This window comes from Inquilinus sp. OTU3971 (genome assembly GCF_038440215.1).
On the sequence record NZ_JASATH010000090.1, the window covers coordinates 1 to 25,010 of the forward strand.

At 71.3% G+C, this 25,010-nt stretch carries 23 protein-coding genes; 5 read left to right on the top strand and 18 right to left on the bottom strand.

Annotated elements, in window-relative coordinates; genetic code table 11:
* Positions 1 to 247: 247 nt before the first annotated feature.
* From hpnJ to sugE, 9 genes are all read right to left on the bottom strand, one after another.
* The gene (hpnJ, locus tag AAHM41_RS21705) at positions 248 to 1,675 is read right to left on the bottom strand and encodes a hopanoid biosynthesis associated radical SAM protein HpnJ (protein ID WP_342238668.1); all 1,428 of its coding nucleotides are present in this window, start codon (positions 1,673 to 1,675) and stop codon (positions 248 to 250) included.
* Positions 1,672 to 2,820 carry a bacteriohopanetetrol glucosamine biosynthesis glycosyltransferase HpnI gene (hpnI, locus tag AAHM41_RS21710; protein WP_342238669.1) on the bottom strand — a complete coding sequence of 383 codons (1,149 nt, stop codon included), beginning with the start codon at positions 2,818 to 2,820 and terminating at the stop codon, positions 1,672 to 1,674. The genes hpnJ and hpnI overlap by 4 nt, the downstream gene beginning before the upstream one ends.
* A 234-nt stretch (positions 2,821 to 3,054) precedes the next feature.
* Positions 3,055 to 3,519: a PRC-barrel domain-containing protein gene (locus AAHM41_RS21715; RefSeq protein ID WP_342238670.1), complete on the bottom strand. Its 465-nt coding sequence runs from the start codon at positions 3,517 to 3,519 to the stop codon at positions 3,055 to 3,057.
* A 104-nt stretch (positions 3,520 to 3,623) separates the two neighbouring features.
* On the bottom strand, positions 3,624 to 4,316 hold the full coding sequence (locus AAHM41_RS21720) for a lysozyme inhibitor LprI family protein (RefSeq protein WP_342238671.1): 693 nt from the start codon (positions 4,314 to 4,316) through the stop codon (positions 3,624 to 3,626).
* Positions 4,313 to 5,056, bottom strand: coding sequence for a lysozyme inhibitor LprI family protein (locus AAHM41_RS21725; RefSeq protein ID WP_342238672.1), 744 nt, complete (start codon positions 5,054 to 5,056; stop codon positions 4,313 to 4,315). Before AAHM41_RS21725 ends, AAHM41_RS21720 begins: the two co-directional genes overlap by 4 nt.
* Before the next feature lie 19 nt (positions 5,057 to 5,075).
* Positions 5,076 to 5,774: a class II aldolase/adducin family protein gene (locus tag AAHM41_RS21730; protein WP_342238673.1), complete on the bottom strand. Its 699-nt coding sequence runs from the start codon at positions 5,772 to 5,774 to the stop codon at positions 5,076 to 5,078.
* A 48-nt stretch (positions 5,775 to 5,822) separates the two neighbouring features.
* A complete protein-coding gene (locus tag AAHM41_RS21735) occupies positions 5,823 to 7,214 on the bottom strand; it encodes an FGGY-family carbohydrate kinase (protein WP_342238674.1) in 1,392 nt (463 codons plus the stop codon).
* An 11-nt stretch (positions 7,215 to 7,225) separates the two neighbouring features.
* Positions 7,226 to 8,272 carry a pseudaminic acid synthase gene (gene pseI, locus AAHM41_RS21740; protein ID WP_342238675.1) on the bottom strand — a complete coding sequence of 349 codons (1,047 nt, stop codon included), beginning with the start codon at positions 8,270 to 8,272 and terminating at the stop codon, positions 7,226 to 7,228.
* Between the two features lie 95 nt (positions 8,273 to 8,367).
* Positions 8,368 to 8,688 (bottom strand): quaternary ammonium compound efflux SMR transporter SugE, encoded by a 321-nt coding sequence (sugE, locus tag AAHM41_RS21745; protein WP_342238676.1) that lies wholly within the window; start codon positions 8,686 to 8,688, stop codon positions 8,368 to 8,370.
* Positions 8,689 to 8,804: 116 nt separating this feature from the next.
* Here sugE and AAHM41_RS21750 point away from each other — a divergent pair, with 116 nt between their 5' ends.
* On the top strand, positions 8,805 to 9,428 hold the full coding sequence (locus tag AAHM41_RS21750; RefSeq protein WP_342238677.1) for a hypothetical protein: 624 nt from the start codon (positions 8,805 to 8,807) through the stop codon (positions 9,426 to 9,428).
* Here AAHM41_RS21750 and AAHM41_RS21755 read toward each other — a convergent pair.
* Positions 9,425 to 9,904 (bottom strand): MarR family winged helix-turn-helix transcriptional regulator, encoded by a 480-nt coding sequence (locus tag AAHM41_RS21755; protein ID WP_342238678.1) that lies wholly within the window; start codon positions 9,902 to 9,904, stop codon positions 9,425 to 9,427. The two genes, AAHM41_RS21750 and AAHM41_RS21755, sit on opposite strands and share 4 nt — an antisense overlap.
* A gap of 76 nt (positions 9,905 to 9,980) precedes the next feature.
* Here AAHM41_RS21755 and AAHM41_RS21760 point away from each other — a divergent pair, with 76 nt between their 5' ends.
* The 3 genes from AAHM41_RS21760 to AAHM41_RS21770 all read left to right on the top strand — a co-directional run bounded on the left by AAHM41_RS21760 (position 9,981) and on the right by AAHM41_RS21770 (position 12,620).
* Entirely contained in the window at positions 9,981 to 10,712 is a 732-nt protein-coding gene (locus AAHM41_RS21760) for an NAD-dependent epimerase/dehydratase family protein (RefSeq protein ID WP_342238679.1), read from the top strand.
* Positions 10,713 to 10,734: 22 nt separating this feature from the next.
* The gene (locus AAHM41_RS21765; protein WP_342238680.1) at positions 10,735 to 11,241 is read left to right on the top strand and encodes a cupin domain-containing protein; all 507 of its coding nucleotides are present in this window, start codon (positions 10,735 to 10,737) and stop codon (positions 11,239 to 11,241) included.
* 185 nt (positions 11,242 to 11,426) lie between these two features.
* Complete coding sequence (locus AAHM41_RS21770) at positions 11,427 to 12,620, top strand: MFS transporter (RefSeq protein ID WP_342238681.1); 1,194 nt, start codon at positions 11,427 to 11,429, stop codon at positions 12,618 to 12,620.
* Positions 12,621 to 12,635: 15 nt separating this feature from the next.
* Here the strand turns inward: AAHM41_RS21770 and AAHM41_RS21775 are convergent, their stop codons facing one another.
* The 4 genes from AAHM41_RS21775 to AAHM41_RS21790 are packed head-to-tail and all read right to left on the bottom strand — an operon-like array spanning position 12,636 to position 16,350.
* The gene (locus AAHM41_RS21775; RefSeq protein WP_342238682.1) at positions 12,636 to 13,322 is read right to left on the bottom strand and encodes a response regulator transcription factor; all 687 of its coding nucleotides are present in this window, start codon (positions 13,320 to 13,322) and stop codon (positions 12,636 to 12,638) included.
* Positions 13,312 to 13,680: a response regulator gene (locus tag AAHM41_RS21780; protein ID WP_342238683.1), complete on the bottom strand. Its 369-nt coding sequence runs from the start codon at positions 13,678 to 13,680 to the stop codon at positions 13,312 to 13,314. The genes AAHM41_RS21775 and AAHM41_RS21780 overlap by 11 nt, the downstream gene beginning before the upstream one ends.
* A gap of 7 nt (positions 13,681 to 13,687) precedes the next feature.
* Positions 13,688 to 14,344 (bottom strand): response regulator transcription factor, encoded by a 657-nt coding sequence (locus AAHM41_RS21785; RefSeq protein ID WP_342238684.1) that lies wholly within the window; start codon positions 14,342 to 14,344, stop codon positions 13,688 to 13,690.
* The gene (locus AAHM41_RS21790; RefSeq protein ID WP_342238685.1) at positions 14,341 to 16,350 is read right to left on the bottom strand and encodes a PAS domain-containing protein; all 2,010 of its coding nucleotides are present in this window, start codon (positions 16,348 to 16,350) and stop codon (positions 14,341 to 14,343) included. The genes AAHM41_RS21785 and AAHM41_RS21790 overlap by 4 nt, the downstream gene beginning before the upstream one ends.
* A gap of 184 nt (positions 16,351 to 16,534) precedes the next feature.
* Here AAHM41_RS21790 and pbpC point away from each other — a divergent pair, with 184 nt between their 5' ends.
* Entirely contained in the window at positions 16,535 to 18,658 is a 2,124-nt protein-coding gene (gene pbpC, locus AAHM41_RS21795; RefSeq protein ID WP_342238686.1) for a penicillin-binding protein 1C, read from the top strand.
* A gap of 1 nt (position 18,659) precedes the next feature.
* Here the strand turns inward: pbpC and fhuB are convergent, their stop codons facing one another.
* Genes fhuB through AAHM41_RS21815 form a run of 4 tightly spaced genes read right to left on the bottom strand, consistent with a single transcriptional unit; the run spans position 18,660 to position 24,982 of the window.
* Positions 18,660 to 20,651 carry a Fe(3+)-hydroxamate ABC transporter permease FhuB gene (gene fhuB / locus AAHM41_RS21800; protein ID WP_342238687.1) on the bottom strand — a complete coding sequence of 664 codons (1,992 nt, stop codon included), beginning with the start codon at positions 20,649 to 20,651 and terminating at the stop codon, positions 18,660 to 18,662.
* A complete protein-coding gene (locus tag AAHM41_RS21805) occupies positions 20,648 to 21,490 on the bottom strand; it encodes an ABC transporter substrate-binding protein (protein ID WP_342238688.1) in 843 nt (280 codons plus the stop codon). The genes fhuB and AAHM41_RS21805 overlap by 4 nt, the downstream gene beginning before the upstream one ends.
* Before the next feature lie 5 nt (positions 21,491 to 21,495).
* Positions 21,496 to 23,943: a TonB-dependent siderophore receptor gene (locus tag AAHM41_RS21810; protein ID WP_342238689.1), complete on the bottom strand. Its 2,448-nt coding sequence runs from the start codon at positions 23,941 to 23,943 to the stop codon at positions 21,496 to 21,498.
* A 55-nt stretch (positions 23,944 to 23,998) separates the two neighbouring features.
* Positions 23,999 to 24,982: a FecR family protein gene (locus AAHM41_RS21815; RefSeq protein ID WP_342238690.1), complete on the bottom strand. Its 984-nt coding sequence runs from the start codon at positions 24,980 to 24,982 to the stop codon at positions 23,999 to 24,001.
* Positions 24,983 to 25,010 lie beyond the last annotated feature (28 nt).

Here is a 25,010-nt window from a genome sequence, read left to right on the forward strand (position 1 = left end):
GCGAGGGGAGGGGGAGAGTAGAAGGGATGGATCGGCTCGAATGGCGGTATCCCGAAGAGGTCTTGCCTCGCGGGAGGAGCCGGAGGCGCTTCTCCGCCGGGTCAGAGACCGTCTGGAAATGCGCAGGCGCAAGTCGGCTGGCGGTGGTTTCGAGAACCGGCGCGCAGCGGACGTCATGGTCCGTGAGCACCGGAAGCTTCGAGTCCGCCGTCAGACGGCCGCGCCAGTAGCGTTTACAGACGGTCTCTCAGGCCGCCTTGCGCTCCTTGAGGAAGCGGAAGAACTCCACGCCCTCGCGCAGGCGGCGCTTCATCATCTCCGGGCTGCGCACCATCTCGCCGACGATCGAGGCGATCTTCGGGGCGCGGAAGTAGAAGCGCCGGTAGAAATCCTCCACCGAGTGGAAGATCTCGCTGTGGCTCAGATGCGGGTAGTGCAGCGGCGCGATCTGCACGCCGCGCTCGTCCACCAGCTCGGCATGGTCCGCGTCCAGCCAGCCATTCTCCACCGCCTGGTTGTACAGGAAGGTGCCGGGATAGGGCGCCGCCAGCGACACCTGGATGGTGTGCGGGTTGATCTCGGTGGCGAAGCGGATGGTCTCCTGGATCGTCTCCTTGGTCTCGCCCGGCAGGCCCAGGATGAAGGTGCCGTGGATCTGGATGCCGAGCTCGTGGCAGTCCTTGGTGAACTGCTTGGCGACCTCGATCCGCATGCCCTTCTTGATGTTGAACAGGATCTGCTGGTTGCCGGATTCATAGCCGACCAGCAACAGCCGCAGGCCGTTGTCGCGCATCACCTTCAGGGTCTCGCGCGGCACATTGGCCTTGGCGTTGCACGACCAGGTGACGCCGAGCTTGCCGAGCTCGCGGGCGATCGCCTCGGCCCGCGGCGCGTCGTCGGTGAAGGTGTCGTCGTCGAAGAAGAACTCGCGGATCTGCGGCATCGTCTGCTTGGCCCAGCGGATCTCGTCGATCACATGGCCGACGCTGCGGGTGCGGTAGCGGTGCCCGCCCACGGTCTGCGGCCACAGGCAGAAGGTGCAGCGCGACTTGCAGCCGCGGCCGGTGTAGATCGACAGGTACGGGTGCTTCAGATAGCCGATGAAATAGTCCTCGATCACCAGGTCGCGGTGGTAGACCGGGCTGACGAAGGGCAGCGCATCCATGTTCTCCAGCGTCGCGCGCTCCGGGTTGTGGACCACCACACCCTCGGAATTGCGGTACGTCAGCCCGTCGATCTTCGACAGGTCGCGGCCGTCGGCGACCTCCTTGATGGTGAAGTCGAACTCGTTGCGGGCGACGAAGTCGATCAGCGGCGACCCGGCCATGCTGCCATTCGGATCCACCGCCACCTTGGCGCCGACCAGCCCGGCCTTCAGCGTCGGGTTCACCGCCTTCAGCGCCTCGATCATCTTGACGTCGGAGGCGAAGGACGGGGTCGAGGTGTGGAGGACGGCGAGGTCGTAATCCTTGGCCTGCGCGGCGACCGCGGCCGGGCTGGTGCGCGACGGCGGGCCGTCGATCAGCTTCGAGCCCTCGACCAGCGCCGCCGGCTGGGCCAGCCAGGTCGGGTACCAGAAGGACTTGATCTCGCGCTTGGCCTGGTAGCGTGACCCGGCACCGCCGTCGAAGCCGTCGAAGGAGGGCGCCTGCAGGAACAACGTCTTCATCGTCATGGGGAGGGTGGCCTTCGATCCGTCACCAAGGTGCCGTCTGGTACGAGTTGATACAGATGGCCCCGCCAGTTCACGCCGGAGCCGAGATAGCTCACGACAAAAACCGCGAAGGCCAGCAGGTCGCGCGCCGGAATCAACCAGGTGGGGCGCGGCGGCAGAGAGTAGGCGCGTTCGAAGCGGATGCACAAGGCGATCCGGCCGAGCAGCGCCAGCCCGGCCACGGCTAGGGCTGGCCATCCGCCGCCCAGGGCCCAGGCGATCAGGGCCAGCGGCAGGGGGTGGGTGATCAGCGATCCGGCATAGCCGAGCGGATCGATGCTCTTGATGGTGCGGGCCCAGCGTAGCTCATGCGCCCACATCGTTCCGGCCGAGGCCTCGCTGCAGAGATGGCCGATCAGCTGGGTCGACACCGCGACCTTGCGGCCGGCGGCCCAGACCGCGGCGCCGATGGCGTGGTCCTCGGCCAGCAGGTCGGCGAAGGCGGCCAGCCCGCCGATCTCGGCCAGCATGTCGCGGCCCATCACGATGGTGGTGCCGATGCAGGGCCGCGCCAGGCGCAGGCCCAGGCCGACGATCACGCTGGGGGTGAAATGCGTGTCCATGCCCAGGCCGATCAGCCGCGACCATACGCCGCCGGTCGGCACCCCGTGATACAGGCAGGTGACGCAGCCGACTCCGGGGGCCTGCAGCTCCGCCACCATGCAGCGCAGATGGTCGGCCGGCACCCGCACGTCGCTGTCGGAGAACACCACGACCTCGTGGCGGATCCGCTCCGCCATGTTGATCAGGTTGGAGACTTTCCGGTTCGAGCCGTGCCGGCGCGGGTCGACCACCAGCTCCAGCGCCGCCTGCGGGAAGGCGCGGCGCAGCTGCTCGACCACCGCCACCGCCGGGTCGCGCGGGTCGGCGACGCCGAGCAGGATCTGCACCGGGCCGGGATAGTCCTGGGCGCAGAACGAGGCCAGGTTCTCGAACAGCCCGGGCTCGACGCCGTGCAGCGGCTTGATCACGGTGATCGAGGGGAAGGCGCCGGAGTCGGGGGCGCGCCGCCTGGCATGGCGGCCGGTCAGCAGGATCGCCGCGCCCAGGTAAAAGCACCCGAGCACCGCCAAGACCAGGACCGCGATCGCCAGGACGTCCAGCATCGTTCCGCCCGCGCACTTCCATGCAACGGCGCGCCCGCCGGCAGGGGCCGGGGCGCTCCGATCGTCCACGCCAGTACCGTTGCCGGCATCCGGAAGGATGATGCGCAAGCTAGGCGGCCGGGTGCCTTTAGGGAATCCCTAAATTGTCACGGCCGTCACAGGGGGCCTCGGACAGCTTTCTTGAGTCCCCCTCCCCTCGCGGGAGGGGTAGGGGGTCTCTCGACTCGACCCGGCTCAGTTGCCGGTGGCGACTTTGTAATCCGGCAGGGCGCCGAGGTCGCCCTTGAAGACGAAGGCCGGGTGGCCCTTCACCAGCACCGGCTCGAGCTGGGCGTAATCGGCCGCGACCAGCCGGCCGCCGACGCCCAGCGTGCCGCCGATGCGGATGATCGCCAGCAGCACCTGGCCGTTCGGCGCGATCACGAAATCGGCGACCTCGCCGATCGGGCGCTGCGCCGAATCGAGCACGTCGGAGCGGATCAGCCGGGTCGCCAGCGAGCCATAGGCCGGGTCCTGCGGGTTGGCGATCGCCTGGTCGATGGCCTTGGCGGTGTCCTCATAGCCCTGCTGCACGCGGCGGCCGGCCTGGTCGAGCGCCTTGCCGGCCTGGCCCAGCAGGTCCTGCATGTCGTTCTGGGCGAAGGCCGGGCCGGCCAGCAGGAGGGTGGCAACGGCCAGGGGCAAGCGGATGGAACGCATGACTTTTCTCCAGTCTCGCGATCACGGATGCGGAACCGAGATAAGGGTCCGAGGCCGGACAATGTTCCTTGAATGCGGCAAGAACCAGGGCGTTCGATGCGGTCTCAGTTCGGCGCGTAGCTGGCGTCCAGCTGGTCGATCCGCTGCATCGCCCGGTCGGCCAGGCAGCGGCTGCGCGCGGGCTCGCCCGCCAGCCGCGCCGGCACCGCGCAATCGCTGTCGGCGAAGCGGGACCAGCGCTGCTGCGCCGCCAGGAAGGCGTCGCGCCAGCGGGGGTCATCGTCGACCGGCGGGTTATCCGCCAGCTCGGCCGCGAAGGCCTCCAGCTTGCCGGCATAGAGGCGGTGCAGCGTCGCGAACGGGTCCTTCGGGTCCAGCGCGCCGTCATCGGACAGCGGCAGCTCGGTTTCCGGGTCGTGGTTATGGAAGCCGTTGTATTCGATCTGCAGGCTCACCCGCCGCTCACCCGTGGCCGTCGACGGCCAGGTCAGCAGCAGGAAGCTGTCCGTGCCGCGGGTCTCCAGGATGCGGTAGGCGTAGCGCGGGGCCGGCGCGCCGTTCTCGGCGATGGTCAAGGCATAGCAGTTGGTCGACGGGTCGCCGATCCCGGGCAAGGTGCTGTCGCACTGGCCCTCGGGCCGCAGCACGCCGATGCCGCTCTCGTCGATCAGGCGCAGCAGCACGTCGGTCTCGCCGGGGCCGGCCTTCGCTGCCAGGACCTCGAGCATCAGCACCTGCTCCGCCCGCGCCGGCAGGGCCAAAAGGAGCACCGCCAGCAGGGCCGCGACCCGCCTCATCGGGCGGCCTCGGCCAGGCTGCGCTGCAGCGTCGCCAGCTGGTCGATCCGGTCGACCGTGTGCAGCGTCCGGCACTGGTCCGCTGGCGTCGGTGCCAGCGGTGCGGCGCAATCCGCCTCCTTGAGCGCGATCCAGTCCCGCTCGGCCTGGACGATCAGCTGCCGCAGCTCCGTGTCGCCCGCGACCTTGGGGCTGGAGGTCAGCTCGTCATAGAGCGTGTTCAGCCGCCGGTCCTGGAAGGCGTAGAGCGGCGCCCAGGGGTTCTCCGGATCCGGAAACGCGTCGCTGGGGGCCAGGGCGATCTCCGCCTCCGGTTGCCGGTTGCGGATCAATTCGTCCCAGAGCTTGAAGGAGAGGTCGAGGCGCAATGTCCGCTCGGATCGCGCCTCGACCGGCGCGCGGTAGCGCAGCGCGAGATATGCGGTGGTACCGCGGTTGAACAGCAGGTCGTAGGACAGGCCGCTGACGGGCTTGCCGTTCTCGGTCACCGCGATCTTGTAGCAGCCGGTCTGCTGCGGGTCGTCGGTGCGGGCATAGCCACTGCCGTCGCAGCCCTCCGCATCGATCGGCAGGGCGCTCGGGTCGAGCCCGTCGCCGGTCACCATCAGCACCAGGGCGACGTCGTTCTTCGCGCCGGTCCGGGCGGCGACGACCTGGACATCGAGCGACGGCATGGCGGCCGCGGCGGCAAGCGCCGGGCAGAGCGCGGCCAAGCCCAGTGCGACGAGGGCTGCTCTCATCTGCGGACGAATGGGACCCTCAGGCGGCGCTGCGCGGCCGCGGCGTGTCGCCGACATTGTCGAGATCCGGCGCCTGGCCGTAGCTCATGCGGCGCATCTGCTCGATCACCTGGGCCATCTCGGCCTCGGTCAGCCGCGGCGGCTCGCCGATCGCCAGGGCGTGGACATACATCTTCGCCAGCACCTCGACCTCGGTCGCCCGCCACAGCGCCTGGGCGAAGCTCTCGGCCAGCACGATCAGCCCGTGATGGCCGAGCAGGCAGGCGGTGCGGCCTTCCAGCGCCTTCAAGGCGTGGTCCGACAGCTCCTGCGTGCCGAAGCAGGCATAGGGCGAGCAGCGGATGTCGATGCCGCCGGCCACCGCGACCATGTAGTGGAAGCAGGGGATGCCCTTCTCATGCACCGCCAGCGTGGTCGAGAACACCGAATGGGTGTGCAGCACGACGTTGACGTCGGTGCGGTTCTTGAGGATGTCGCGGTGGAAGCGCCACTCCGAGGACGGCATCCGGCGGCCCTCGTAGCTGGCGTCGAAGGCCATCTCGACGATGTCTTCGGGCTGCATCTGGGCGTAGGGCAGGCTGGTCGGGGTGACCAGCATGCCGCCTTCGATCCGGTGCGACACGTTGCCGGAGGTGCCCTGGTTCAGCCCGCTGGCGTTCATCTCGCGGCAGGTGTCGATGATGCCTTGCCGCAGGGCGAGATGGTTGAGCGCGGACATCGGGGGTTCCTCGGCTGGATTGGTGGGTGGGCGGCGGATACGTCCGATCTATAGCGCCGCGACGCCCGGCGCGCCAGCCAGCGTCCGCCAGCGCTCGGCATAGGCGGCGAGGCCGGGCAGGGCCAGCGGCACGGCCGGAAGCAGCGGCACCCGGGCGGTCGCGTGGCCCCGGCTGCGGGCCCACAGCAGCGCCGCGCCGATGGCGCTGCCGTCCGATTCCGCCGAGGTCTCGACCCGGTCGCCCGGCCGCAGCGCCGCCAGCAGCGGTGCGAAGATCGGGTTGGCGGCGACTCCGCCATCGACGATCACCCGGCCGCGCGCCTCCAGCAGGTCGAGCGCGGTGGCGCAGCTCAGCGCGGTGTACAGCGTCGCCAGCGCGGCGCGGCCGGCGGGGCCGGATGGCGCCGGACCGATGATCTCGCCGCGCCCGGCCCGGCCGGGGAACAGCCCGTCGCCCTCGGCGAAGCTCGGCAGCGCCATGGTGCCGGCGGCGATCAGGGTGGCGAGGTCGGCGGGCATCGCCTCGGCGGGATCCGGGCCGGCGATCCGCTCCCATTCCCGGCCGCCCATATGCAGGGTGCAGCCGATCGGGCGGCCGTCGACATCGACATTGGCGACCATGCCGCGGCGCGACTCCAGCCGGTCCAGCGGCAGCCCGGGCCGGAAGCCGATGATCCAGGTGCCGGTCGACAGCAGCGGCACGTCGCCCAGGCCGGCGGCCAGGAAGCGGTGGTAGTTGGCGTTGCTGTCATGCACCCCGCACAGCAGGGCGAGGTCCGGCGGCAGGCCGTGCGCGGCGGCCAGGTCCGGCCGGATCGTGCCCAGCACGTCCCAGGCGTTGCGGCGCGGCGGGATCAGCCGGTCCCAGCCGCGGCGCCGGACGATGCCGGTGAAGCCGGCCGCCGCGGGATTCCACAGATGGGTCTGGGCCGCCAGGGTGGTGATCTCGCTGGCCGGCACGCCGCCCAGGCGCCAGGCGAAATACTGCGGCAGGGTCAAGAGCCAGCGGGCGCGGGCGAAGTCGTCCGGGAAGTCGCGCTCCAGCCACAGCATCTGCTTGGCCAGGCGGTGCGCCCCGGGGTCGACCAGGCAGCCGGTCTCGGCGAAGCCCGGTCCCTCGGCGGCGTAGGCGTCGTCCAGCCAGCCGGGCGCCGCGGCCTCGTAATCCATCATCGGCAGCACCGGCCCGTCGTCGTCGACCAGCACGCCGCTGGTGCCATAGCCGGTGGCGACGAAGGCGGCCAGGCGGTGGCGCCGGGCCAGGTCGCCCAGCGCGCCGAGCAGCCAGGCCTCCATCGCCGCCAGGTCGACATGCAGATAGGGCGGGCCGGGCCGCGACAGGTTGCGGGTACGCACCGCCTCCAGCACCGCGCCCTCCGGCGTTGCCGCGAGCAGCTTCAGATTGGTCTTGCCGACATCGAGCACCGCCACGACGGACATGCGCTTCTGCCTTACTCCACCATCGGCCAAGCCAGCGGCTCGCCGCGGGCGAGGTCCCGGCTGGCGCGGCGGCCCAGCACCTCCGGCAGGTGCTTCGGCGCCAGGCCGTAGCCCGGGCGGATCGACCGGATATTGGCCTCGGTCAGCGTCTCGCCGGCCTTGACGTCCCGGGTGACGTAGAGCGAGCGGCGATAGACGATGTTGCCGGCCTCCGATCCCTTGAGATCGTAGCGGATGGCGCCCAGGGCGGCCCAGGCCGACTTGCAGTCCTCGACCAGCCGGGTGAACTCCGCCGGCTCCAGCGAGAAGGCCGAATCCGGGCCGCCATCGGCGCGGGCCAGGGTGAAGTGCTTCTCGATCACCGACCCGCCCAGCGCCACCGCGGTGACCGAGGCGGCGGTGCCCATGGTGTGGTCGGACAGGCCGCTGATCACGCCGAAGGTCTCGGCCAGGTTCGGGATGGTGCGCAGGTTGGCGTCCTCCATCGGCGCCGGATAGGCGCTGATGCAGTGCAGCACCACCAGCCCGTCGGCGCCGCCCTTGCGCGCGGTAGTGATCACGTCCTGGATCTCGCCGAGATTGGCCAGGCCGGTGGAGATGATCATCGGCTTCTTCTTGCCGGCGATGTATTCGACCAGCGGCAGGTCCACCACCTCGAAGGATGCGACCTTGTAGGCCGGGGCGCCCAGCCCCTCCAGCAGGTCGACCGCGGTCTTGTCGAAGGGGGTGGAGAACACGGTGATGCCGAGCTCGCGCCCCTTGGCGAACAGCGCCTCGTGCCACTCCCAGGGGGTCGAGGCCTCCTGGTACAGATCGTACAGGCGCCTTCCGTCCCACAGCCCGCCCTTGATCCGGAACTGGTCGCCGTCATGGTCCAGGGTGATGGTGTCGGCGGTGTAGGTCTGCAGCTTCACCGCGTCGGCGCCGGTGGCCTTGGCCGCCTCCATCATCCTGAGCGCGCGGGCCAACTCGCCATTGTGGTTGCCCGACAGCTCGCAGATCACATAGGGCGGGTGGTCGGGGCCGATCCGGCGGCCGGCGATGGAAATCTCCTGCATGCGGGCGACCCCGGTATGGCTGGCTGAAACGGCGCCAGTTGAGCCCAGGCGGGTCCGGAGGTCCAGCCCCCAGTGGGCGCCACCCGGGCGGGTCTTCAGTGCGGCGTCACCAGCTTCAGCCCGATGATCCCGGCGACGATCAGGCCGATGCAGGCCAGCCGGGCGAGATCGGCCGATTCGCCGAACAGGTAGATCCCGAGGATGGCGGTGCCGACCGCGCCGACGCCGGTCCAGACCGCATAGGCGGTGCCGATCGGCAGCGTCTTCAGCGCCAGGCCCAGCAGCACCAGGCTGACGATCATCGCCGCCGCGGTGCCAACGCTGGGCCACAGGCGCGAGAAGCCCTCGGTGTATTTCAGGCCGATCGCCCAGCCGATCTCGAACACGCCGGCGATGATCAGGATCACCCAAGCCATGACGGGAACTCCTCGAAAGTCAGGATGTCGGGCGTGCTCATGGTTCGAGGCCATAGCGACCAGCCGGTATAGTCGCAATCCGCTGGCAGGGTATGGCGGCCATGCCATGATGCCGCATGGCCCATCGCAACCGCGTCACGCCCTTCGGCGAGATCGTCGCCGACCCCGCCCGCGGCACCATGCTGGGCAATCGCGGCGTGATCCACGATGCCGAGGGCCGCATCCGGCGGCCCTGGTCGACCACCCGCTGGATCTGCTGCCGGCTGGCGTTCAAGGGGTGGTGGCGGCCGGTGATGCAGCCGAACCGCTGGACCCATCTGTTCTTCCTGGACGAGGCGGTGGCGATCGCCGCCGGCCATCGCCCCTGCGCCGAATGCCGGCGAGAGGCCTACAACGCTTGGCGCGCCGCCTGGGCCCGGGCCGAGGGGCTGGCCGCGCCGCCGCTGGCCGACGCCATGGACCGAGTGCTGCAGGCCGCCCGGATCGACCCCGCCACCCGCCGCCAGCGCGTGGTGCCGCACCCGGCGGCGGAGCTGCCGGACGGGGCGATGGTGGCGCTGCCCGACGATCCCGGCGGCGCCTGGCTGGTGCTGGGCAACGGCCTGCGCCGCTGGTCGCCATCGGGCTATCGCGAGAGTCGGGCGCGGCCCTCCGGTCCGGTCGGGTTGCTGACGCCGCTGCCCAGCGTCGCCGTCCTCGCCGCCGGCTACCGGCCCGAACTGCATCCGTCGGCCGCTTAGTCCGGCTCGCCGCCCTCCGCCGCCACCGCGGCGAGCCAGCGCCGGATCACGGCCGCCTCCTCTGGCGACAGCCCGGCGGCCAGCGCCCGTTCCAGCACCTGTACCCGTTCGCGGCAGCGGGCCAGCAGCGCCTTGCCGCTGTCGGTGATCTCCAATGTCTGAATCCGGCCATGCACCGGGTGCGGCCGCCGCGCCACCGACCCGGCCCGCTCCAGATTGGCGACGATGACGCTGACCGTCTGCGGCGTCAGCAGGGTCAGGCGCGCCAAATCGGCGCCGGACAGGCCGGGATAGGCCGCGACCATGGTCATGATCGTGAATTGCGGCGGCGTCACCTCCAGGTCGGCCAGCGCGCGCTCCATCCGCAGCCGGTAGGTACCGCTGGCCTGGCGCAGCAGATAGCCGAAATACCCGGCCTCGCCCCGCTTGCCCTCGCCCGGGCGCGGAATCGCCGGCCCGTCGCCGCGCTTGACCATAGTGTCAGAGCTCTTATAAGTTATTCGTGCCCTGATATTATCTTCCATCTCTCAGAAGAGCCATCGCGAGTTCGCCATGCCGTTCCGGATCTTTCTCGCCGGCGCCGGCGGCGCCGTGGGCCGCCGCCTGGTGCCGCTGCTGCGCGATGCTGGACATCAGGTGTCCGGCACCACCCGCGACCCGGCCAGGGCCGAGGCGCTGTGCCGGCTCGGCGCCGAGCCGGTGGTGGTCGACGTGTTCGACGCCCAGGCCCTCTACCGCGCCGTCGCTTCGGCGCGGCCGGACATCGTGATCCACCAGCTGACCGACCTGCCGCCCGGCCTCGCCCCGACGCGCATGGCCGAGGCGCTGCCGCGCAACGCCCGGATCCGCAGCGAGGGCACGCGCAACCTGGTCGCGGCCGCGCGGGAGGCGGGCGTGCGCCGGCTGATCGCCCAGAGCATCGCCTGGGTCTACCGGCCGGGCACGCCGCCCTATGCCGAGGACCACCCGCTCGACCGGCCGGCCGACGGCAGTCGGCGGGTCAGCATCGACGGCGTGGTGGCTCTGGAGACCCAGGTGCTGCACACGCCGCCGTTCGAGGGCATCGTGCTGCGCTACGGCCAGTTCTACGGCCCGGGCACCGGCGTCGATGCGCCGCCGGCGCCGGGGTCGGTGCATGTCGACGCCGCGGCGCAGGCGGCGCTGCTGGCGGTCGACCGCGGCCGGCGCGGCATCTTCAACATCGCGGAGCCGGGCGGCCCGGCCCTGGTCGAGAAGGCGGTGCGCGAGCTCGGCTGGGACGCCGGGTTCCGGCTTCCCGCCTGAGGCTTCATCAAGGAGGAGCGCCATGTCCGCTCTGCATCCTGGCCCGCAGCCGATGCGGCTGATGCTGCTGGTGGCCGGCGGCGCGGCTGCGCTCGCGGCGCTGTGGGGGACCCGGCCGGCCGACGGCCCCGCCGCTCCGGCGATGCCGGCCCATGTTCACGCCCAGGCCGAAACCGGTGCGTCGCCGGGCGTCCGGCCGGCGACGGTGGTGAAGCCGCTGTCCTGCGAGGCGCTGCCGAACCTGCCCGGCAAGTCGATCACCACCGTCACGGTCGACTTCCCGCCCGGCGCCTACACCCCGGCGCACCGCCATCCCGGCTCGGTCACCGCCTTCGTGATCAAGGGTGTGGTGCGCTCGCAGCTCGCCGGCGGCCCGCCGCAGACCTTCGGGCCGGGCACCACCTGGTTCGAGCCGCCGGGGGCGCTGCATCTCTTCGCCGAGAACACCAGCGCCACCGAGCCGGCGCAGATCCTGGCCGTCTTCGTCGCCGACGACAATTGCGGCCCGCTGGTGATTCCGGAGAAATAAGGCGCCGGATGGCCGACCCCGATTGCTGCAGGCAGTGCCGAAACGGTACGAGTTCGAGGTAGGATGGAGGTGGTGGGCAAGGCCTGACTCGTCGGACGCCAACGACGGAACCATCGGCCTGTGCCGCGCCGGCCGGGCGACACCAGAGGATGCTTCGGCCGTTGAATAGGGAGCGCAGCCGAGCCATGACCGAAACCCCGCGCGATCCTTCGGCGGCTCGCGATCCTGCATCCCTTCTGGTCGGCGCGATCGCCGCGCAGGTGATCGGCGGGCTGGTCGCGCAGATGTCGCCCCTGATGATCGGCGGGTACATAGCCGGCCTCTCGCTGTCGGAACGCGACGCCGGTTTCGTCGCCTTCGTCGAGTTCCTCACCCTCGCCGTCACCGCGATCGCCATCGCGCCCATGCTGCCCCGGCTGTCCTATCGGCGCGTCGGCCTCGTCGCCGTCGCGCTGGCGTTGCTGGCCCAGAGCGCATCGATCTTCAGCGCGTCGCTGGCGTCGCTCGCCCTGCTGCGCGGCCTCGCGGGCGTCGGCGAGGGCGCGCTCTGGGCCGTGTCGCTCTCCATCGTCGCCTCCCGGTCCCGCAACCCGGACAAGGTCTACGGCTACTTCCAGGTGGTCTGGGCCTTGGGCAGCATCCCGCTCTTCGCCGTCGGCGGCGAGCTCACCGCCGCCTATGCGCATCGCGGCATCCTCGCGCTGGTCGCGGCTGTGACCCTGGCGCTCGCGCCGCTCCTGCTCTTCATTCCGGACGCCCGCGCCAGAAGCGACGACGCTGCGGCGGACACGGCGCAGGCCTCCCCGCGGCTCGGCGTCATGACGCTCGCGGCGATCATGCTCTACGTGACCGCCTCCGCCGCGGTGTACGCGTTCAGCGCGCCTCTCGGCGAGCGCGCCGGCCTCGACACGGGCGCGGTCGGCTATGCGCTGACCATCACGTCGCTGGTCGGTCTCGCCGGCGCCGGAGCCGCCACGGCGCTCAACATACGCTGGGGACGGACGATACCGATCTCGGGGTTCTGCGTCGTCTTCGCGCTGGTCACGCTCGCGCTCTGCCTCTCGCACGACCAGACCACCTATATCGTCGCCCTGGTCGCGTCGGGCATCGTCTACTACTTCTCGATGCCCTACCTGTTCGGCCTCGCCGCGGCGCTCGACCGTGGCGGGCGGTGGGCCGCAGCGGCAGGCTCGGCCTATCTGCTCGGCTTCGCTGCCGGCCCGCTGGCCGCCGGCGCCGTGATCGGGGCGGCGGGCTATGCCAGCCTCGCCGCCGCCTGCGTCGCCATCACGGCCGTCACCTGGGGGCTCGCCGTGGTCGTCAATCGGCACCTGAGTGGGACGGCCCGCACCGCGCTGCCCACCGACGCCCCGGCGTGACGTCACGACGCGCCGTCAGTCCTCTGTCTTCTCGCGCAGCTCGGCAGGCAGCGCCTCCCAGGCACGAACGAGCTCGCCGACGGACGCCAGCTGCATCTTGTGCATGACGTTGCTGCGGTGGAGCTTGACGGTGACCTCGCTGATGGCGAGGTCGAACGCGATCTGCTTGTTGAGGCGCCCCAGCGCCACGGCGCACATCACCTGCCGCTCGCGCCGGGTCAGGGTCTTGTAGCGGTCGGCATGTAGCCGGGCGACCCGGGCCTTGGCGCGCTGCGCAGCATCGATCGCGACGCCCGCAAACACGGCGTCCAGCAGCGTCTGGTCCCGCACCGGCTTGGTGAGAAAATCCACGGCACCGGCCTTCATCGCCTGGACCGTCATCGGGATGTCGCCGTGGCCGGTGAGGAAGATGATCGGCTTGGGGTTGCCGCTCTGGGCCAGGTGATGCTGCAGGTCGAGGCCGCTCGCCCCCGGCATTCGCACGTCGAGGATCATGCAGCCGGGGCTGTCCAGTATGTCGGCGTCGAGAAATTCGCGGGTCGAGGCGAAGCAGGCCGGCTGGAGGCCCGCCGACAGGATCAGCTCCGACAGCGCCTCCCGGACAGGCGCATGGTCATCGACGATGATGACGAGCGGTTGCTCCGCTTCACTCCTCAGCTGCGGCGGTGCCGATCTCCGCAGGAGCGGCTGGTCAAGTTGCATGATCACCCTCCCTGTCTCGATTGCGTAAGGCGTCGCCGACGGCCGCAAGCAAGGCCTTGGCGTCGAAGGGTTTGCGGAAGAACCCGCTGATGCCCTGGGCTCGGTCCTGATCCGCGATTTCGTGGCGGCCGGTGATCAGGAACACCGGCAGCTCCGGACGCACCTTCTTGATCAGGTCACGAAGCTCGAAGCCGTCCAGGCCGGGCATCCCGATATCGGTGATCAGCACATCCAGGCCCGACAGCCCGCTGATCAGCAGCGGCCCCGCCGACGAGAAGCTGCGGGCGGCATAGCCCGCGGACTCCAGAAGCTCCTCCAGCGACTCGAGCAGCCTTGGATCGTCATCGACGATCGCCACGACAGATCTAGGCTCGCTCACGCTCGACTCCCCCGGCTCGGCGCGAATGCGTGATCGGTATGTCCAATTTCTCCGCGATCCGCACGAGATCGGCGAGCGACGCCGCCGCCATTTTCTGCATCACGTTCCTTCTATGGATCTGCAGCGTGACCTCGCTGATCCCCAGCTCGGCGGCAGCCTGCTTGTTGAGAAGACCGCTCACCACCAGGGGCAGCACCTCGCGTTCGCGCGGCGTCAGGTCGAGGTAGCGTTGCCGCAGCATGCCGAGTTCGGCGCGCTCCGATCGCTGGTCCCGGTCCTCGGCGATCGCCGCCTGGACCGCGGCCATCAGGTCCGCATCGCTGAAGGGCTTGGTCAGGAAATCCACGGCACCATGCTTGATGGCGCGCACCGACGATGGAATGTCGCCATGCCCGGTGATGAAGACGATCGGCGGATGGACGCCGTGGGACAGTTGCGCCTGGAACTCCAGGCCGTTGATGTCGGGCAGCTCGACATCGAGGATCAGGCACGCCGGGAGATCGGGCTTCGCATAGGCGACGTAGTCCGCGGCGGCGGCGAAGGTCTCGGCCCGCCACCCCAGGGACTCCAGCAGCTCGCCGACCGCCTCCCGCACCCTGGCGTCGTCATCCACCACGAAGACGATCTCCTCACGCGGGCTCATGGCGCCTCGCTCGCCTCCAGCGGCAGCGTGAAGGCGACGGTCGCCCCGCACGGCTCGTTGTTGGCGGTCCAGAGGCGGCCGCCATGCGATTCGATGATCGAACGGCAGATGGGCAGCCCCATGCCCATGCCATCCTGCTTGGTCGTGAAGAACGGCTCGAAGACGCGCTCGGGATCCTTGAAACCGGTTCCGGCGTCGCGAACCTCGACCCGGATCGCGTCGGGGCCGTCACGGCGGGAGAGAATCTGGAGCGCGCGCGCGCCGTCGGCCACGGCGTCCATCGCCTCGATCCCGTTCCGGATCAGGTTCACGAACACCTGCTGCACCTGGATGCGGTCGAGCGCGACCGGCGGCAGATCCGGCTCGAGAGCCGTCTTGATGCGGATGCCCCTCACCGCGATGTCGTCGGCCACCAACCGGCAGACCTCGCCGATCAGGCGGTTGACGTCTTCCGGCGACCTGGCGTGCGGCGTACGACGGAACAGGGCCCGGATGCGGCTGACGACATCAGCCACCGCGTTGGCGTCGCGGGTGATGCGCTCCGCCGTGATCTTCGCGCGCTCGAGGTTCGGAGGCTCGGCGGACAGCCAGCGGTGGCAGGCATGGGAGTTGGCGACGATCGCGGCCAGCGGCTGGTTCACCTCATGCGCGATCGAGGCGGAGAGCTCGGCCAGGCTCGCCGCCTGGGTCGCCCGTGCGAGCTTGTCGGAGGCGCGCCGCGCCGCCTCCTCGGCACGCACCTGGTCGTCGATGTCGTGGCAGAGGCCGAACCACTGGATGATGCGCCCGTCCTCATCCCGCAGCGGCTCGGCGCGGCCGATCATCCAACGATACACGCCGTCGTGACGGCGCAGGCGATACTTCATGGAGAAGCATTCGCCTGTGGCGAGGCAGCGGCCGAACACGTCGTTGACCTCGGCAGTATCGTCCGGATGGAAGATTGTGGCCATCGCCTCTTCCAGCCGCATCTTGTCCGACGTGTCCACCCCGAGATAATCCACCACATGCTTGTTGAGGAAGGCCGTCTCGCCCTCCGGGGTCACGCGGTAGAGATGGCCCGGCACCATGTCCACCAGCAGCGACAGCTCCCTCTCCCGCTCGCGCAGCGTCTCCTGTGCGCGCACCTCATCGTCGATATCGAGAGACACGCCGTACCATTGCACGATCGCTCCGCTTTGATCGCGCCGGGGCTCCACCCGGCACTCCGCCCAGCGATAGACGCCGTCCTTTTCACGCCAGCGAAACCGCATCACGCCGGCACCGCCGGTCTCGGTCGTATTCTGCAACGCGCGCATCACTTCCGGAGCGTCCTCGGGATGGACAAGCTCCTGCAGCAGCTTGTCGATGCGCGGCTCCTCGAGATCTTCAGGGCGCGCGACGACGGAGCGGAGATGGTCCCGGTATCTCTTGTTGAAGTAGACCGGCCCGCCTGTCGACGTCGCGCTCCAGATCCGGATCGGCACGGCGTCCATCGTCTCCTCGAGCTCCTGCTTGCTCCGCCGAAGCGCCTCCTCCACCTGCATCTGGTCGTCGATGTCGTGACACAGGCCGTACCACTGGACGATGCATCCGGCTTGGTCCCGCATCGCTTCGGCGCGGCTCGACATCCAGCGATAGACGCCGTCGGCACGCCGCAGCCGATACCTCATGGCAAAGGGCTCGCCGGTCTGGAGGCAACGGCTCAGCGCGTCCCCGAACGCCGCCGCGTCGTCCGGATGGACCGCGGCCTCGATCATCGCCGCCAGCCGGGTCATTCCCGGCCTGTTCGTATCCGCCACGTCCAGCCCGATAAAATCCACCATGCGCCTGTTGAAGAAGGTCGGCTCGCCGTCGGGCATCAGACGCCAGACATGGCTCGGGACCATGTCCACGAGCAGCGAGAGCTCCCGTTCCCGGTCGCGCAGCGCCGCCACGGTCTTCTCATAGACGTCGATGTCGATCGCCAGGCCCTGCTGGGGGCGCACTGCTACCATGATCGGCTGCTCCCGCCCGACAATGAACGCCACGGACCATCAACGCTCCGTCCGGCCCTTGTCCTCGCTATCCGGGCTGGAGAAATCGCACCCCATCCTACTCCCGCCATGGCCCCGGCCGCACCTCATGGAAATCCATGCATTGCCCGGAGATGCGGCCGGTGCGGCGTTCCACTCCTCGCCATCAATCCGCCACCGGCTGCGCTAGACTGGCGGCATGACGACGGCTCGGGGCATCTGGCGGCGGATCGCGATCGGGGCGGGGGCGGGCATCGCCCTCGCCGCGTTGCTCGTCGGCGCCGCGCTGTGGCTCGACGCCCGCTACCCGCCGGTGCTCGACCGCTATCTCGACCGCTCCGCCATCGTGCTCGACCGCGACGGGCAGCTGCTGCGCGCCTTCACCGCCCGCGACGGCACCTGGCGGCTGCAGGCCACGGTCGACGACGTGTCGCCGCTCTACCTCGCTTTGCTGCAGGCCTATGAGGACAAGCGCTTCCGCCGGCATCTCGGCGTCGACCCGCTGTCGACCGCCCGCGCCTTCGGCCAGATGGTCCGGCATGGCGGCGTCGTCTCCGGCGCCTCGACCCTGACCATGCAGGCGGTGCGGCTGCTCGAGCCACGGCCGCGCACCCTCAGCTCCAAGCTGATCGAGATGGCGCGGGCGCTGCAGCTCGAGGCGCATTACTCGAAGGACGAGATCCTCGGCATCTACCTGACGCTGGCCCCGTTCGGCGGCAATCTCGAAGGCGTGCGCGCCGCCTCCCTGGCCTATTTCGGCAAGGAGCCGAAGCTGCTGACCCCCGGTGAGGCGGCGCTGCTGGTGGCGCTGCCGCAATCGCCCACCCGGCTGCGGCCCGACCGCTTCCCGCAGGCGGCCCGCCATGCCCGCGACCGGGTGCTGCTGCGCATCGCCGCCGCCGGGGCGCTGGACCTCGAGGCGGCGCGCGAGGCGACCGAGCAGCCGACCCCCGCGACCCGGCAGCCGTTGCCGTTCCGGGCGCCGCACCTGGCCGAACGGCTGCTGGCCGAGAATCGCGGCCGGGAGATCCTGCGCAGCACCATCGACGGCCGGCTGCAGGCGGGGCTGGAGGAGTTGGCCGACCGATCGCTGCGCGGCCTCGACGCCAGCAGCAACCTGGCGGCGGTGGTGGTCGAGAACGCCACCGGCCGGGTGGTCGGCTATCTCGGCTCCGGCACCTTCTTCGAGGAGCGGCGCGACGGCCAGATGGACCTCGCCCGCGCCGTGCGCTCGCCCGGCTCGGCGCTCAAGCCCTTCATCTTCGGCATGGGCTTCGAGGACCGGATCATCCTGCCGGAGACGGTGGTGCTGGACCTGCCGATGCGCTTCGGCGACTACGCCCCGACCAATTTCGACCCCGGCTATTCCGGCGAGGTCTCGGTGCGCGAGGCCTTGCAGCGGTCGCTCAACATCCCGGCGGTGCAGATGCTGGACCATGTCGGCCCGGCCCGCTTCGCCGCCCGGCTGCGCCAGGCCGGCGCGCCGCTGCGCTTCGACGACCCGACGGTGCTGCCCAGCCTGGCCGTGGCGCTGGGCGGTGGCGGCACCACGCTGCTCGACCTCGTCCGCCTCTATGCCGGCATCGCCCGCGGCGGCACCGTGCCGGACCTGGTCTGGCGCGCCGACGCGCCGCCCTCGGGCCACGACGGGCCGCGCATCCTCGACCCGTCGGCCGCCTGGTACGTCACCGACATCCTGGCCTCGGCGCCGCCGCCGGTGGCCATGGCCGATCCCGGGCTGATGCGCGACGGCCGCCGCATCGCCTTCAAGACCGGGACCTCCTACGGCTTCCGCGACGCCTGGGCGATCGGCTTCGATGCCGAGCACACGATCGGAATCTGGGTCGGCCGGCCGGACGGGTCGCCCAGCCCCGACCGCTTCGGCCGCAACACCGCGGCGCCGCTGCTGTTCCGCGCCTTCGCCCTGCTGCCGCCGCCGGCCCGCGACGTGGTCGGCCCGGCGCCGTCCGGCACGCCGGTGGTGCGGGCGGAAGACCTGCCGCCGCGGCTGAAGCGTCTGCCCTCCGGCCCGGTCACGGTGGCGCCGCTGGCGGCGCTGGCCGGGATCGAGCCGCTGTCGATCGCCTTCCCGGCCGACGGTGCTTCGGTGGAGCGGCCGCGCGATGGCGACCGCTTCGCCTCGCTCTCCCTGGTCGCCATCGGCGGGCGCCGGCCGTTCCTGTGGATGGTCGACGGCCAGCCGATCCCGTCCTCGCCGCTGAAGCGCGACGCCGACTGGACGCCGCCGGGGCCGGGCGCCGCGCAGATCACCGTGATCGACGCCACCGGCGCCACGGCGACTGCGCGGGTCTGGCTCCGCTGAGCTATCTGCTTCGTCGGAGTAGCCACAGCAGATAGGGGCCGCCGATGAAGGCGGCCAGCAGCCCGGCCGGGACCTGCCAGGGGAAGATCAGGGTGCGGCCCAGCCAGTCTGCGGCCAGCAGGATCAGGGCGCCGGCCAGGGCCGAGGCCAGCAGTTGTGGCAGGGCCCGGTGGAAGCCGGCCAGCCGAGCCATGTGCGGCGCCATCAGCCCGACGAAGCTCAAGGGGCCGATCGCCAGCGTCGCCGCCGCCACCGGCACCGCCACCAGCGGCAGCAGCGCCAGCCAAGCCCGGGTCGGATCCAGCCCCAGGGCGCGGGCCGGCGCGGCGCCGAGCGGCAGGATCTCCAGCCAGCGCGCGGTCAGCGGCGCCAGGGCCAGCATCAGCCCGGCGGCCAGGGCCGCGACCGCCGCCGCGGCCGCGCCGGCGTGGGAGGTGGAGCCGGACATCCAGGCCAGCAGCCGGTCGACCCGCGGGTCGTCGCCGGCCAGCACCACGGCGGCGAGGCCGGAGAACATCGTCGCCAGCGCCACCCCGGCCAGCAGCAGCCGCTCCGGCGCCGCCGAGGGACGGCGGGCGATCAGCAGCAGCACGGCCAGCGTCGCCAGCGCCCCGGCCGACGCGGCGGCCAGGGTGGCGCCGGGATCGAAGCCGGGCACGGCCAGCAGCAGCAGGACCACTCCGGTCGAGGCGCCGGCGGAGATGCCCAGCATCTCCGGCGCCGCCATCGGGTTGCCGGTCATGCGCTGCAGCAGCGTGCCGGCCATGCCCAGCACCGCGCCGGCGGCCAGGGCGGAGACGACGCGCGGTGCCCGCAGCTGCAGCAGGGCGGGCAGGTCGGCGGCGGACACCCAGTTCCAGCCGGCGGCGCCGCGGCCGAACAGCAGCGCCACCGCCGCCGCGGCCAGCAGCAGGGCCAGTCCGAGGGTCAGCCGCAGCCCGGGGTGGCGGGTACGGTCTCGTGACGGGGCAGCCGGGGCGGCGCCCGTTTCGGCCAGGCGCAGCCGCGGCAGCAGCGCCAGCAGCGCCAGCAGCAGCGGCGCGCCGAGCAGCGCCGTCACCGTGCCGGTCGGGATCTCGCCGGCGAAGGGGGCATGCTGCGCCAGCTGGTCGGCCAGCCACAGCAGCAGGGCTCCGGCCAGCGGCGCCGCGGCTATCCGCTGCCGCAGCGTGCGGGCGCCGCACAGCCGCGCCGCCGCCGGGGCGGCCAGGCCGACGAAGCCGATCACGCCGACCGCGGCGACCACCGCAGCGCTCAGGCCCACGGCGACCGCCAGCCCCGCCAGCCGGGTGCGGGCCGGGGACAGGCCCAGCCCTGCGGCGCCGTCATCCTCGAGCTCCAGCAGCGCCAGCGGCCGGGCCAGCAGGGCGGCGAGCAGCGCCGCCACAGCCAGCCGCGGCAGCAGGGCCAGCGCCGTGGCGTCACCGGTCTGGACCAGCGACCCGCTCTGCCAGACGAACAGCTCGGTCATGTACTCGCGGTGCAACAGCACCAGCAGGGCGCCGGCCGACCCGCAGGTCAGGCTGACGACCAGCCCGGCCAGGATCAGCGTCACCGGCGCCAGGCGGCGGCCGGCCAGGCCGAACACGGCGGCGGTGGCGATCGCGGCGCCGGCCAGGGCCACGCCCTCGCGGGCGTGCGACAGCAGGGCCGGGGCGTACAGGCCGGCCATGGCCAGCGCCAGTCCAGCGCCGGCCGAGGTGCCCAGCGTCGTCGGCTCGGCCAGCGGGTTGCGCAGCACCTGCTGGAAGATCGTGCCGGCCAGGCCCAGCGCCGCCCCGATCAGCCAGGAGATCGCGAGCCGCGGCAGGAAGGCGTGGCGGAACAGCAGCTGGCCGGGATCGCTCAGGTCGGGCGACCACAGCGCCGGCAGCCACAGCCCGGGCGGCAGCAGAGTTGCGGCGGTCCAGGCCGTCAGGGCCAAGGCGGCCATCACCAGCAGGGTCGCCGGCCAGCCGTGTCGCGCCGGCGCCGGGATCGTCGCGGCGGTCATGCCAGCCGGTCGGCCAGCAGCCCGGCGAAGCGGGACGCCGCGGCCAGGCTGCCGAAGGGCCAGACGGTGGGGATGACCGCCATCGGCCCGCGCCGCACCGCCGGCAGATTGGCCCACAGCGTGCTCTCGGCCATCAGCCGGCGGGCATGGGGCGGGATCGGCTCCAGGCACACCAGCCGGGCCTCGCCGATCGCGGCCAGCTGCTCCAGCCCGACGGTGGCGATGCCCCAGTCGTTGACCGGACCGGCCCAGGCGTTGCGCAGGCCCAGCTTGGCCAGCACGTCCTGCAGCAGCCCGCCGCCATGGATCCGCAGATGCCGGTCGTCGAAGAAGGAGAAGGGGCAGACCGGCACGTCCGGGTCATGGCGCAGCCGCGCCCGGGCCGCCGCGATTTCCGCCTCGGTCCGTTCGACCAGCGCATCGGCCTCGGCGGCGCGGCCGATGCGCTCGCCCAGCCGCCGCGTCTCGTCCTGCGCGCCGCGATAGGGGGCGGCGCTGTGGAAGGGCGCGTCGAACAGCGGCGCGAAGGGGACGAAATCGGCGGGATCGAAGCCGCTCTCGAACACCGCCAGGATCAGGTCGGGCTTCAGCGCCAGCAGCAGCTCCCGGTTCGGCTCGCCGCGGGAACCGAGGTCGATGGTGTCGGCCGGCAGCTCCGGCGCCAGCACCCAGTCGCGGTAGCCCTTCGGGTCGCAGACGGCCATCGGGGCGACGCCGAGCGACAGCAGCATCTCGGCCGTGGTCCATTCCAGGCAAGCCAGGCGCATCGGCGCCGCGGCCCGGGCTGGGCGCAGCACCAGGCCGGCGGCCGCGGCCAGCAAAGCGCGCCGGGTCGGCACCACCGCTACCAGCGGTAGCGGACCGTGCCGACCACCTTGCGGCCCTCGCCGTAGAAGCAGCCGAAGCCGGCGTCGTAGCAGGAGGCGACATAGGTGCGGTCGAACAGGTTGCTGGCGTTGATCTGGAAGCGCAGGTCGCGCCAGTCGTAATGGATCGCGGCGTCGAACAGCGTGGCGTCCGGGACGTCGAAGGTGTTGGCGTCGTCGCCCTCGCTGTCGCCGATGTAGCGGACGCCGCCGCCGAAGCCGATGCCGTCCCAGTCGCCGCCATGGATGGTGTAGTCGGCCCACAGCGAGGCGCGGTGCTTCGGCACGCCGAACGGCGAGTTGCCCTTGTTGCCCTCGGCGTCGTCGGTGATCTCGGCGTCGGTGTAGGTGTAGGCGGCGGTCACGTCGAGGCCGAACTCGAAGCTGGCCACGGCCTCCAGCTCGACCCCGCGCACCCGCACCTCGCCGGTCTGGATGGTGTCGAGCCCGACATAGCGGACCAGATTCTGCTTGGTCAGATCATAGGCCGACACGGTGACGAAGGCGTTGGCGCCGGGCGGCTGGTACTTCACCCCGATTTCGTATTGCCGGCCGGTCTCCGGCTTGAACACCTGGCCGTCGCTGCCGATGCCGATGCTGGGCTGGAAGGATTCGGAGTAGCTGAAATACGGCGCCAGGCCGATGTCGGAGAGATAGACCAGCCCGGCGCGCCAGGTGAAGGCGCTGTCCTCCTGGTGGTTCCGCTCGCCGGTCAGGCGCTCGACCGAATCGGTGTAGGCCCAATCGTGTCGGCCGCCCAGGATCAGCCGCCAGTTCTGCCAGGCGATTTGGTCCTGCAGGTAAATTCCGGTCTGGCCGACGCTGACATCCTTGTCGGTGTAGGGCGTCAGCGGCCCGATCGTCGCCCCATATTTCGGGTCGAAGATGTCGATCGGGTCGACCTCGCCGCTGGCGGCATAGTCGTTGTAGCTGGCGCTCTGGTAGTCGAGGCCGGCCAGCACGGTGTGGCCGACCGCACCGGTGTCGAACTTGGCCTGGACCTGGTTGTCGACCGCGAAGCCGTCGAACCGGGCGCCGCCGGCATCGGCGTAGCGGTCATAGGTGCGGCCGTCTTCCTGCAGCCCGCCGCCGAACACGCCCTTCTCGTCGTGCTGCAGATAGCTGTAGCGGGCGTTCTGGAGGACGGTCCAGGTGTCGTCGAAGCGATGCTCGAACAGCCAGCCGGCCGAGGCGGTTGTGGTGTTGTACTCGTCGAAGCTCGGCTCGCCGATGAAGCGGCTGGCCGGGACCCGGCCGAAGGGGCTGCGGAACACGGTGCCGGCGGCCGGCAGATACTGCATGCCCCAGCCGGTGCGGTCGCGCTGGTAATGGCCCAGCAGGGTCAGGCTGGTGTCGTCGTCCGGCCGGAAGGTCAGCGCCGGGGCGATGAAGATGCGGTCGTCGTCGACGAAATCGGTCTGGGTGTCGCCCTCGCGCATCAGCCCGGTGACGCGGCCCGTCCAGGTGCCGTCCTCGGTCAGGGCGCCGTTCAGGTCGAACTGGCCCTGGTACCGGCCGAAGCTGCCGGCGCCGAACTCGATCTCGCGGAACGGGTCCTCCGCCGGGCGCTTGCTGACGTAGTTGATCAGCCCGCCCGGGCTGTTCTGGCCGTACAGGACGGAGGTCGGGCCGCGCAGCACCTCGATTCGCTCGGCGCCATACGGGTCGAGCGCGTTGAACAGGCCGTAGCCGCTGCCGCGCATGCGCAGCCCGTTCAGGTAGAAGGCGTCGTTGCCGACGGTGAAACCGCGCATCTGCAGGCCGAAGCTGCGGACGTCGGTGCCGTACAGCTCGCCGGCCACGCCGGGGGTGTAGCGCAGCGCCTGGGCCAGGCTCTCCACCCCCTGCGCCGTCATCTGGTCGCGGGTGATCACCGAGATCGACTGCGGCGTCTCGATCAGCGGCGTGTCGGTCTTGCTGCCGCTGGCGCTGTCCTCGGCGACATAGCCGTGCACCGGGCCCCAGGGCGAGCCGCCGGCGCCCTGCACGATGATCGGGTCGAGCGCCAGGCTGCCGTCGCTCGACTGGCCGGCCGGCGGCAGCGGCACGATCGTGGCGCTGCGGTCGCCGGTGACCCGCAGGGCGAAGCCGGTGCCGCTCAGCAGGCGGCGCAGCGCCTGCTCGGTGGTGAACCGCCCGGACAGCGGGGCGGTGGTGATGTCGTAGGGCCGCTCATAGGCGAACACGATGCGCCAGCCGCCGACGGCGCCGACATCTGTGATCGCCTGGCCCAGCGGCTTGGCCGGGACGCTGAACTGATGCACCTCGTCGGCTGCCTGCGCCAGCTGCACCACTGGCTCGTCAACCGCCAGTGCCGGCCCCGGCGCTGCCGCCAGCATCGTCGACCCCAGCAGCCAGCCGAGCCCGCGCCTTCCCCCGATCCCCATCGCCGATTCCGTCCCCTCGTAGATGAGAGTGCGGCGCACTCTCATCCGATAAAACGAATGGCGTCGGCGAACCCACACATGTCGGACGAAAAAATCACGATCCCGGATCCGTTTCACCGAGGATTCGCACCCAGGGGGTAACCTCGGTGAGGCCGAGGCCGAGCGAGCCGGACAGGGCCGCCAGCGCGCCGTCGGGGTCCCCGGCCGGGAAGGTGCCGGAGACGCGCATCCCGGCCAGCCGGTCGCCGGACAGCAGGATGCGGCCGGGGGCCTGGCGCTGCAGCGCCGCCACCACGCGGTCCAGCGTCCGGCGGTGGAACACCAGACGGCCCTGCATCCAGGCCGTGGCATCGGCCGGGTCGACCGTGCCGATGGCGGACAGGCGGCCGTTCTCGGCCGAGACCTGCTGCCCCGCGGTCAGCCGCACCGAGGCCTGGCCGGCCGCGACCTCGACCACGCCCTCGGTCACCGTCACCTCGGCGTCGTCGCCGAAGCGGCTGACATTGAAGCGGGTGCCGACGACCCGGATCCGGGCGTCGCCCGCGGTGACCGTGAACGGCGCCGGCAGGCCGGGCCGGACCTCGAAGAAGGCCTCGCCGCGGCGCAGCTCGACCTGCCGCCGGCCGTCGCCGAATGCGAGGCCGACCGCGCTGTCCGCCGCGAGATGCAGCACCGACCCATCCGGCAATGCCAGGTCGCGGATCTCGCCGCGCGCGGTCACCGCATCGGCGCCGAGATCGGCGATGGCGGAGGGTGCGAACACCCACAAAGCGAGGGCTGCGCAGACTATTGCGCCGAAGGCGGGCAGGGCCACGAGCGGGCGCAGCAGGGCGCGCAGCCGGCCCCGCCGCTTCTGCCGCTGGACGCCGGCCGCGAAGCGGTCCGCCAGCCGCCGGCCCGGCTCCTCCAGCTGCCGCCACAGCGCCTCGGCCTCGCGCAGCGCCGCGGCATGGCGCGGATCGGCCGCGATCCAAGATCGGAACGCGGCCTCGTCGGCGGGCGACAACGGGCCGTCCTGGCGGCGCACCAGCCAGGTCGCCGCCGCGTCGCGCTGCGCCTCGGTGATCGGTTCGCTCATCGCCGTTGCCCGGCTCCCGGCTGGTCCC

Coding starts and splice junctions, on each gene's coding strand:
- hpnJ (WP_342238668.1), bottom strand. CDS start 1,675: ATGACGATGAAGACGTTGTTCCTGCAGGCGCCCTCCTTCGACGGCTTC.
- hpnI (WP_342238669.1), bottom strand. CDS start 2,820: ATGCTGGACGTCCTGGCGATCGCGGTCCTGGTCTTGGCGGTGCTCGGG.
- AAHM41_RS21715 (WP_342238670.1), bottom strand. CDS start 3,519: ATGCGTTCCATCCGCTTGCCCCTGGCCGTTGCCACCCTCCTGCTGGCC.
- AAHM41_RS21720 (WP_342238671.1), bottom strand. CDS start 4,316: ATGAGGCGGGTCGCGGCCCTGCTGGCGGTGCTCCTTTTGGCCCTGCCG.
- AAHM41_RS21725 (WP_342238672.1), bottom strand. CDS start 5,056: ATGAGAGCAGCCCTCGTCGCACTGGGCTTGGCCGCGCTCTGCCCGGCG.
- AAHM41_RS21730 (WP_342238673.1), bottom strand. CDS start 5,774: ATGTCCGCGCTCAACCATCTCGCCCTGCGGCAAGGCATCATCGACACC.
- AAHM41_RS21735 (WP_342238674.1), bottom strand. CDS start 7,214: ATGTCCGTCGTGGCGGTGCTCGATGTCGGCAAGACCAATCTGAAGCTG.
- pseI (WP_342238675.1), bottom strand. CDS start 8,272: ATGCAGGAGATTTCCATCGCCGGCCGCCGGATCGGCCCCGACCACCCG.
- sugE (WP_342238676.1), bottom strand. CDS start 8,688: ATGGCTTGGGTGATCCTGATCATCGCCGGCGTGTTCGAGATCGGCTGG.
- AAHM41_RS21750 (WP_342238677.1), top strand. CDS start 8,805: ATGGCCCATCGCAACCGCGTCACGCCCTTCGGCGAGATCGTCGCCGAC.
- AAHM41_RS21755 (WP_342238678.1), bottom strand. CDS start 9,904: ATGGTCAAGCGCGGCGACGGGCCGGCGATTCCGCGCCCGGGCGAGGGC.
- AAHM41_RS21760 (WP_342238679.1), top strand. CDS start 9,981: ATGCCGTTCCGGATCTTTCTCGCCGGCGCCGGCGGCGCCGTGGGCCGC.
- AAHM41_RS21765 (WP_342238680.1), top strand. CDS start 10,735: ATGTCCGCTCTGCATCCTGGCCCGCAGCCGATGCGGCTGATGCTGCTG.
- AAHM41_RS21770 (WP_342238681.1), top strand. CDS start 11,427: ATGACCGAAACCCCGCGCGATCCTTCGGCGGCTCGCGATCCTGCATCC.
- AAHM41_RS21775 (WP_342238682.1), bottom strand. CDS start 13,322: ATGCAACTTGACCAGCCGCTCCTGCGGAGATCGGCACCGCCGCAGCTG.
- AAHM41_RS21785 (WP_342238684.1), bottom strand. CDS start 14,344: ATGAGCCCGCGTGAGGAGATCGTCTTCGTGGTGGATGACGACGCCAGG.
- pbpC (WP_342238686.1), top strand. CDS start 16,535: ATGACGACGGCTCGGGGCATCTGGCGGCGGATCGCGATCGGGGCGGGG.
- fhuB (WP_342238687.1), bottom strand. CDS start 20,651: ATGACCGCCGCGACGATCCCGGCGCCGGCGCGACACGGCTGGCCGGCG.
- AAHM41_RS21815 (WP_342238690.1), bottom strand. CDS start 24,982: ATGAGCGAACCGATCACCGAGGCGCAGCGCGACGCGGCGGCGACCTGG.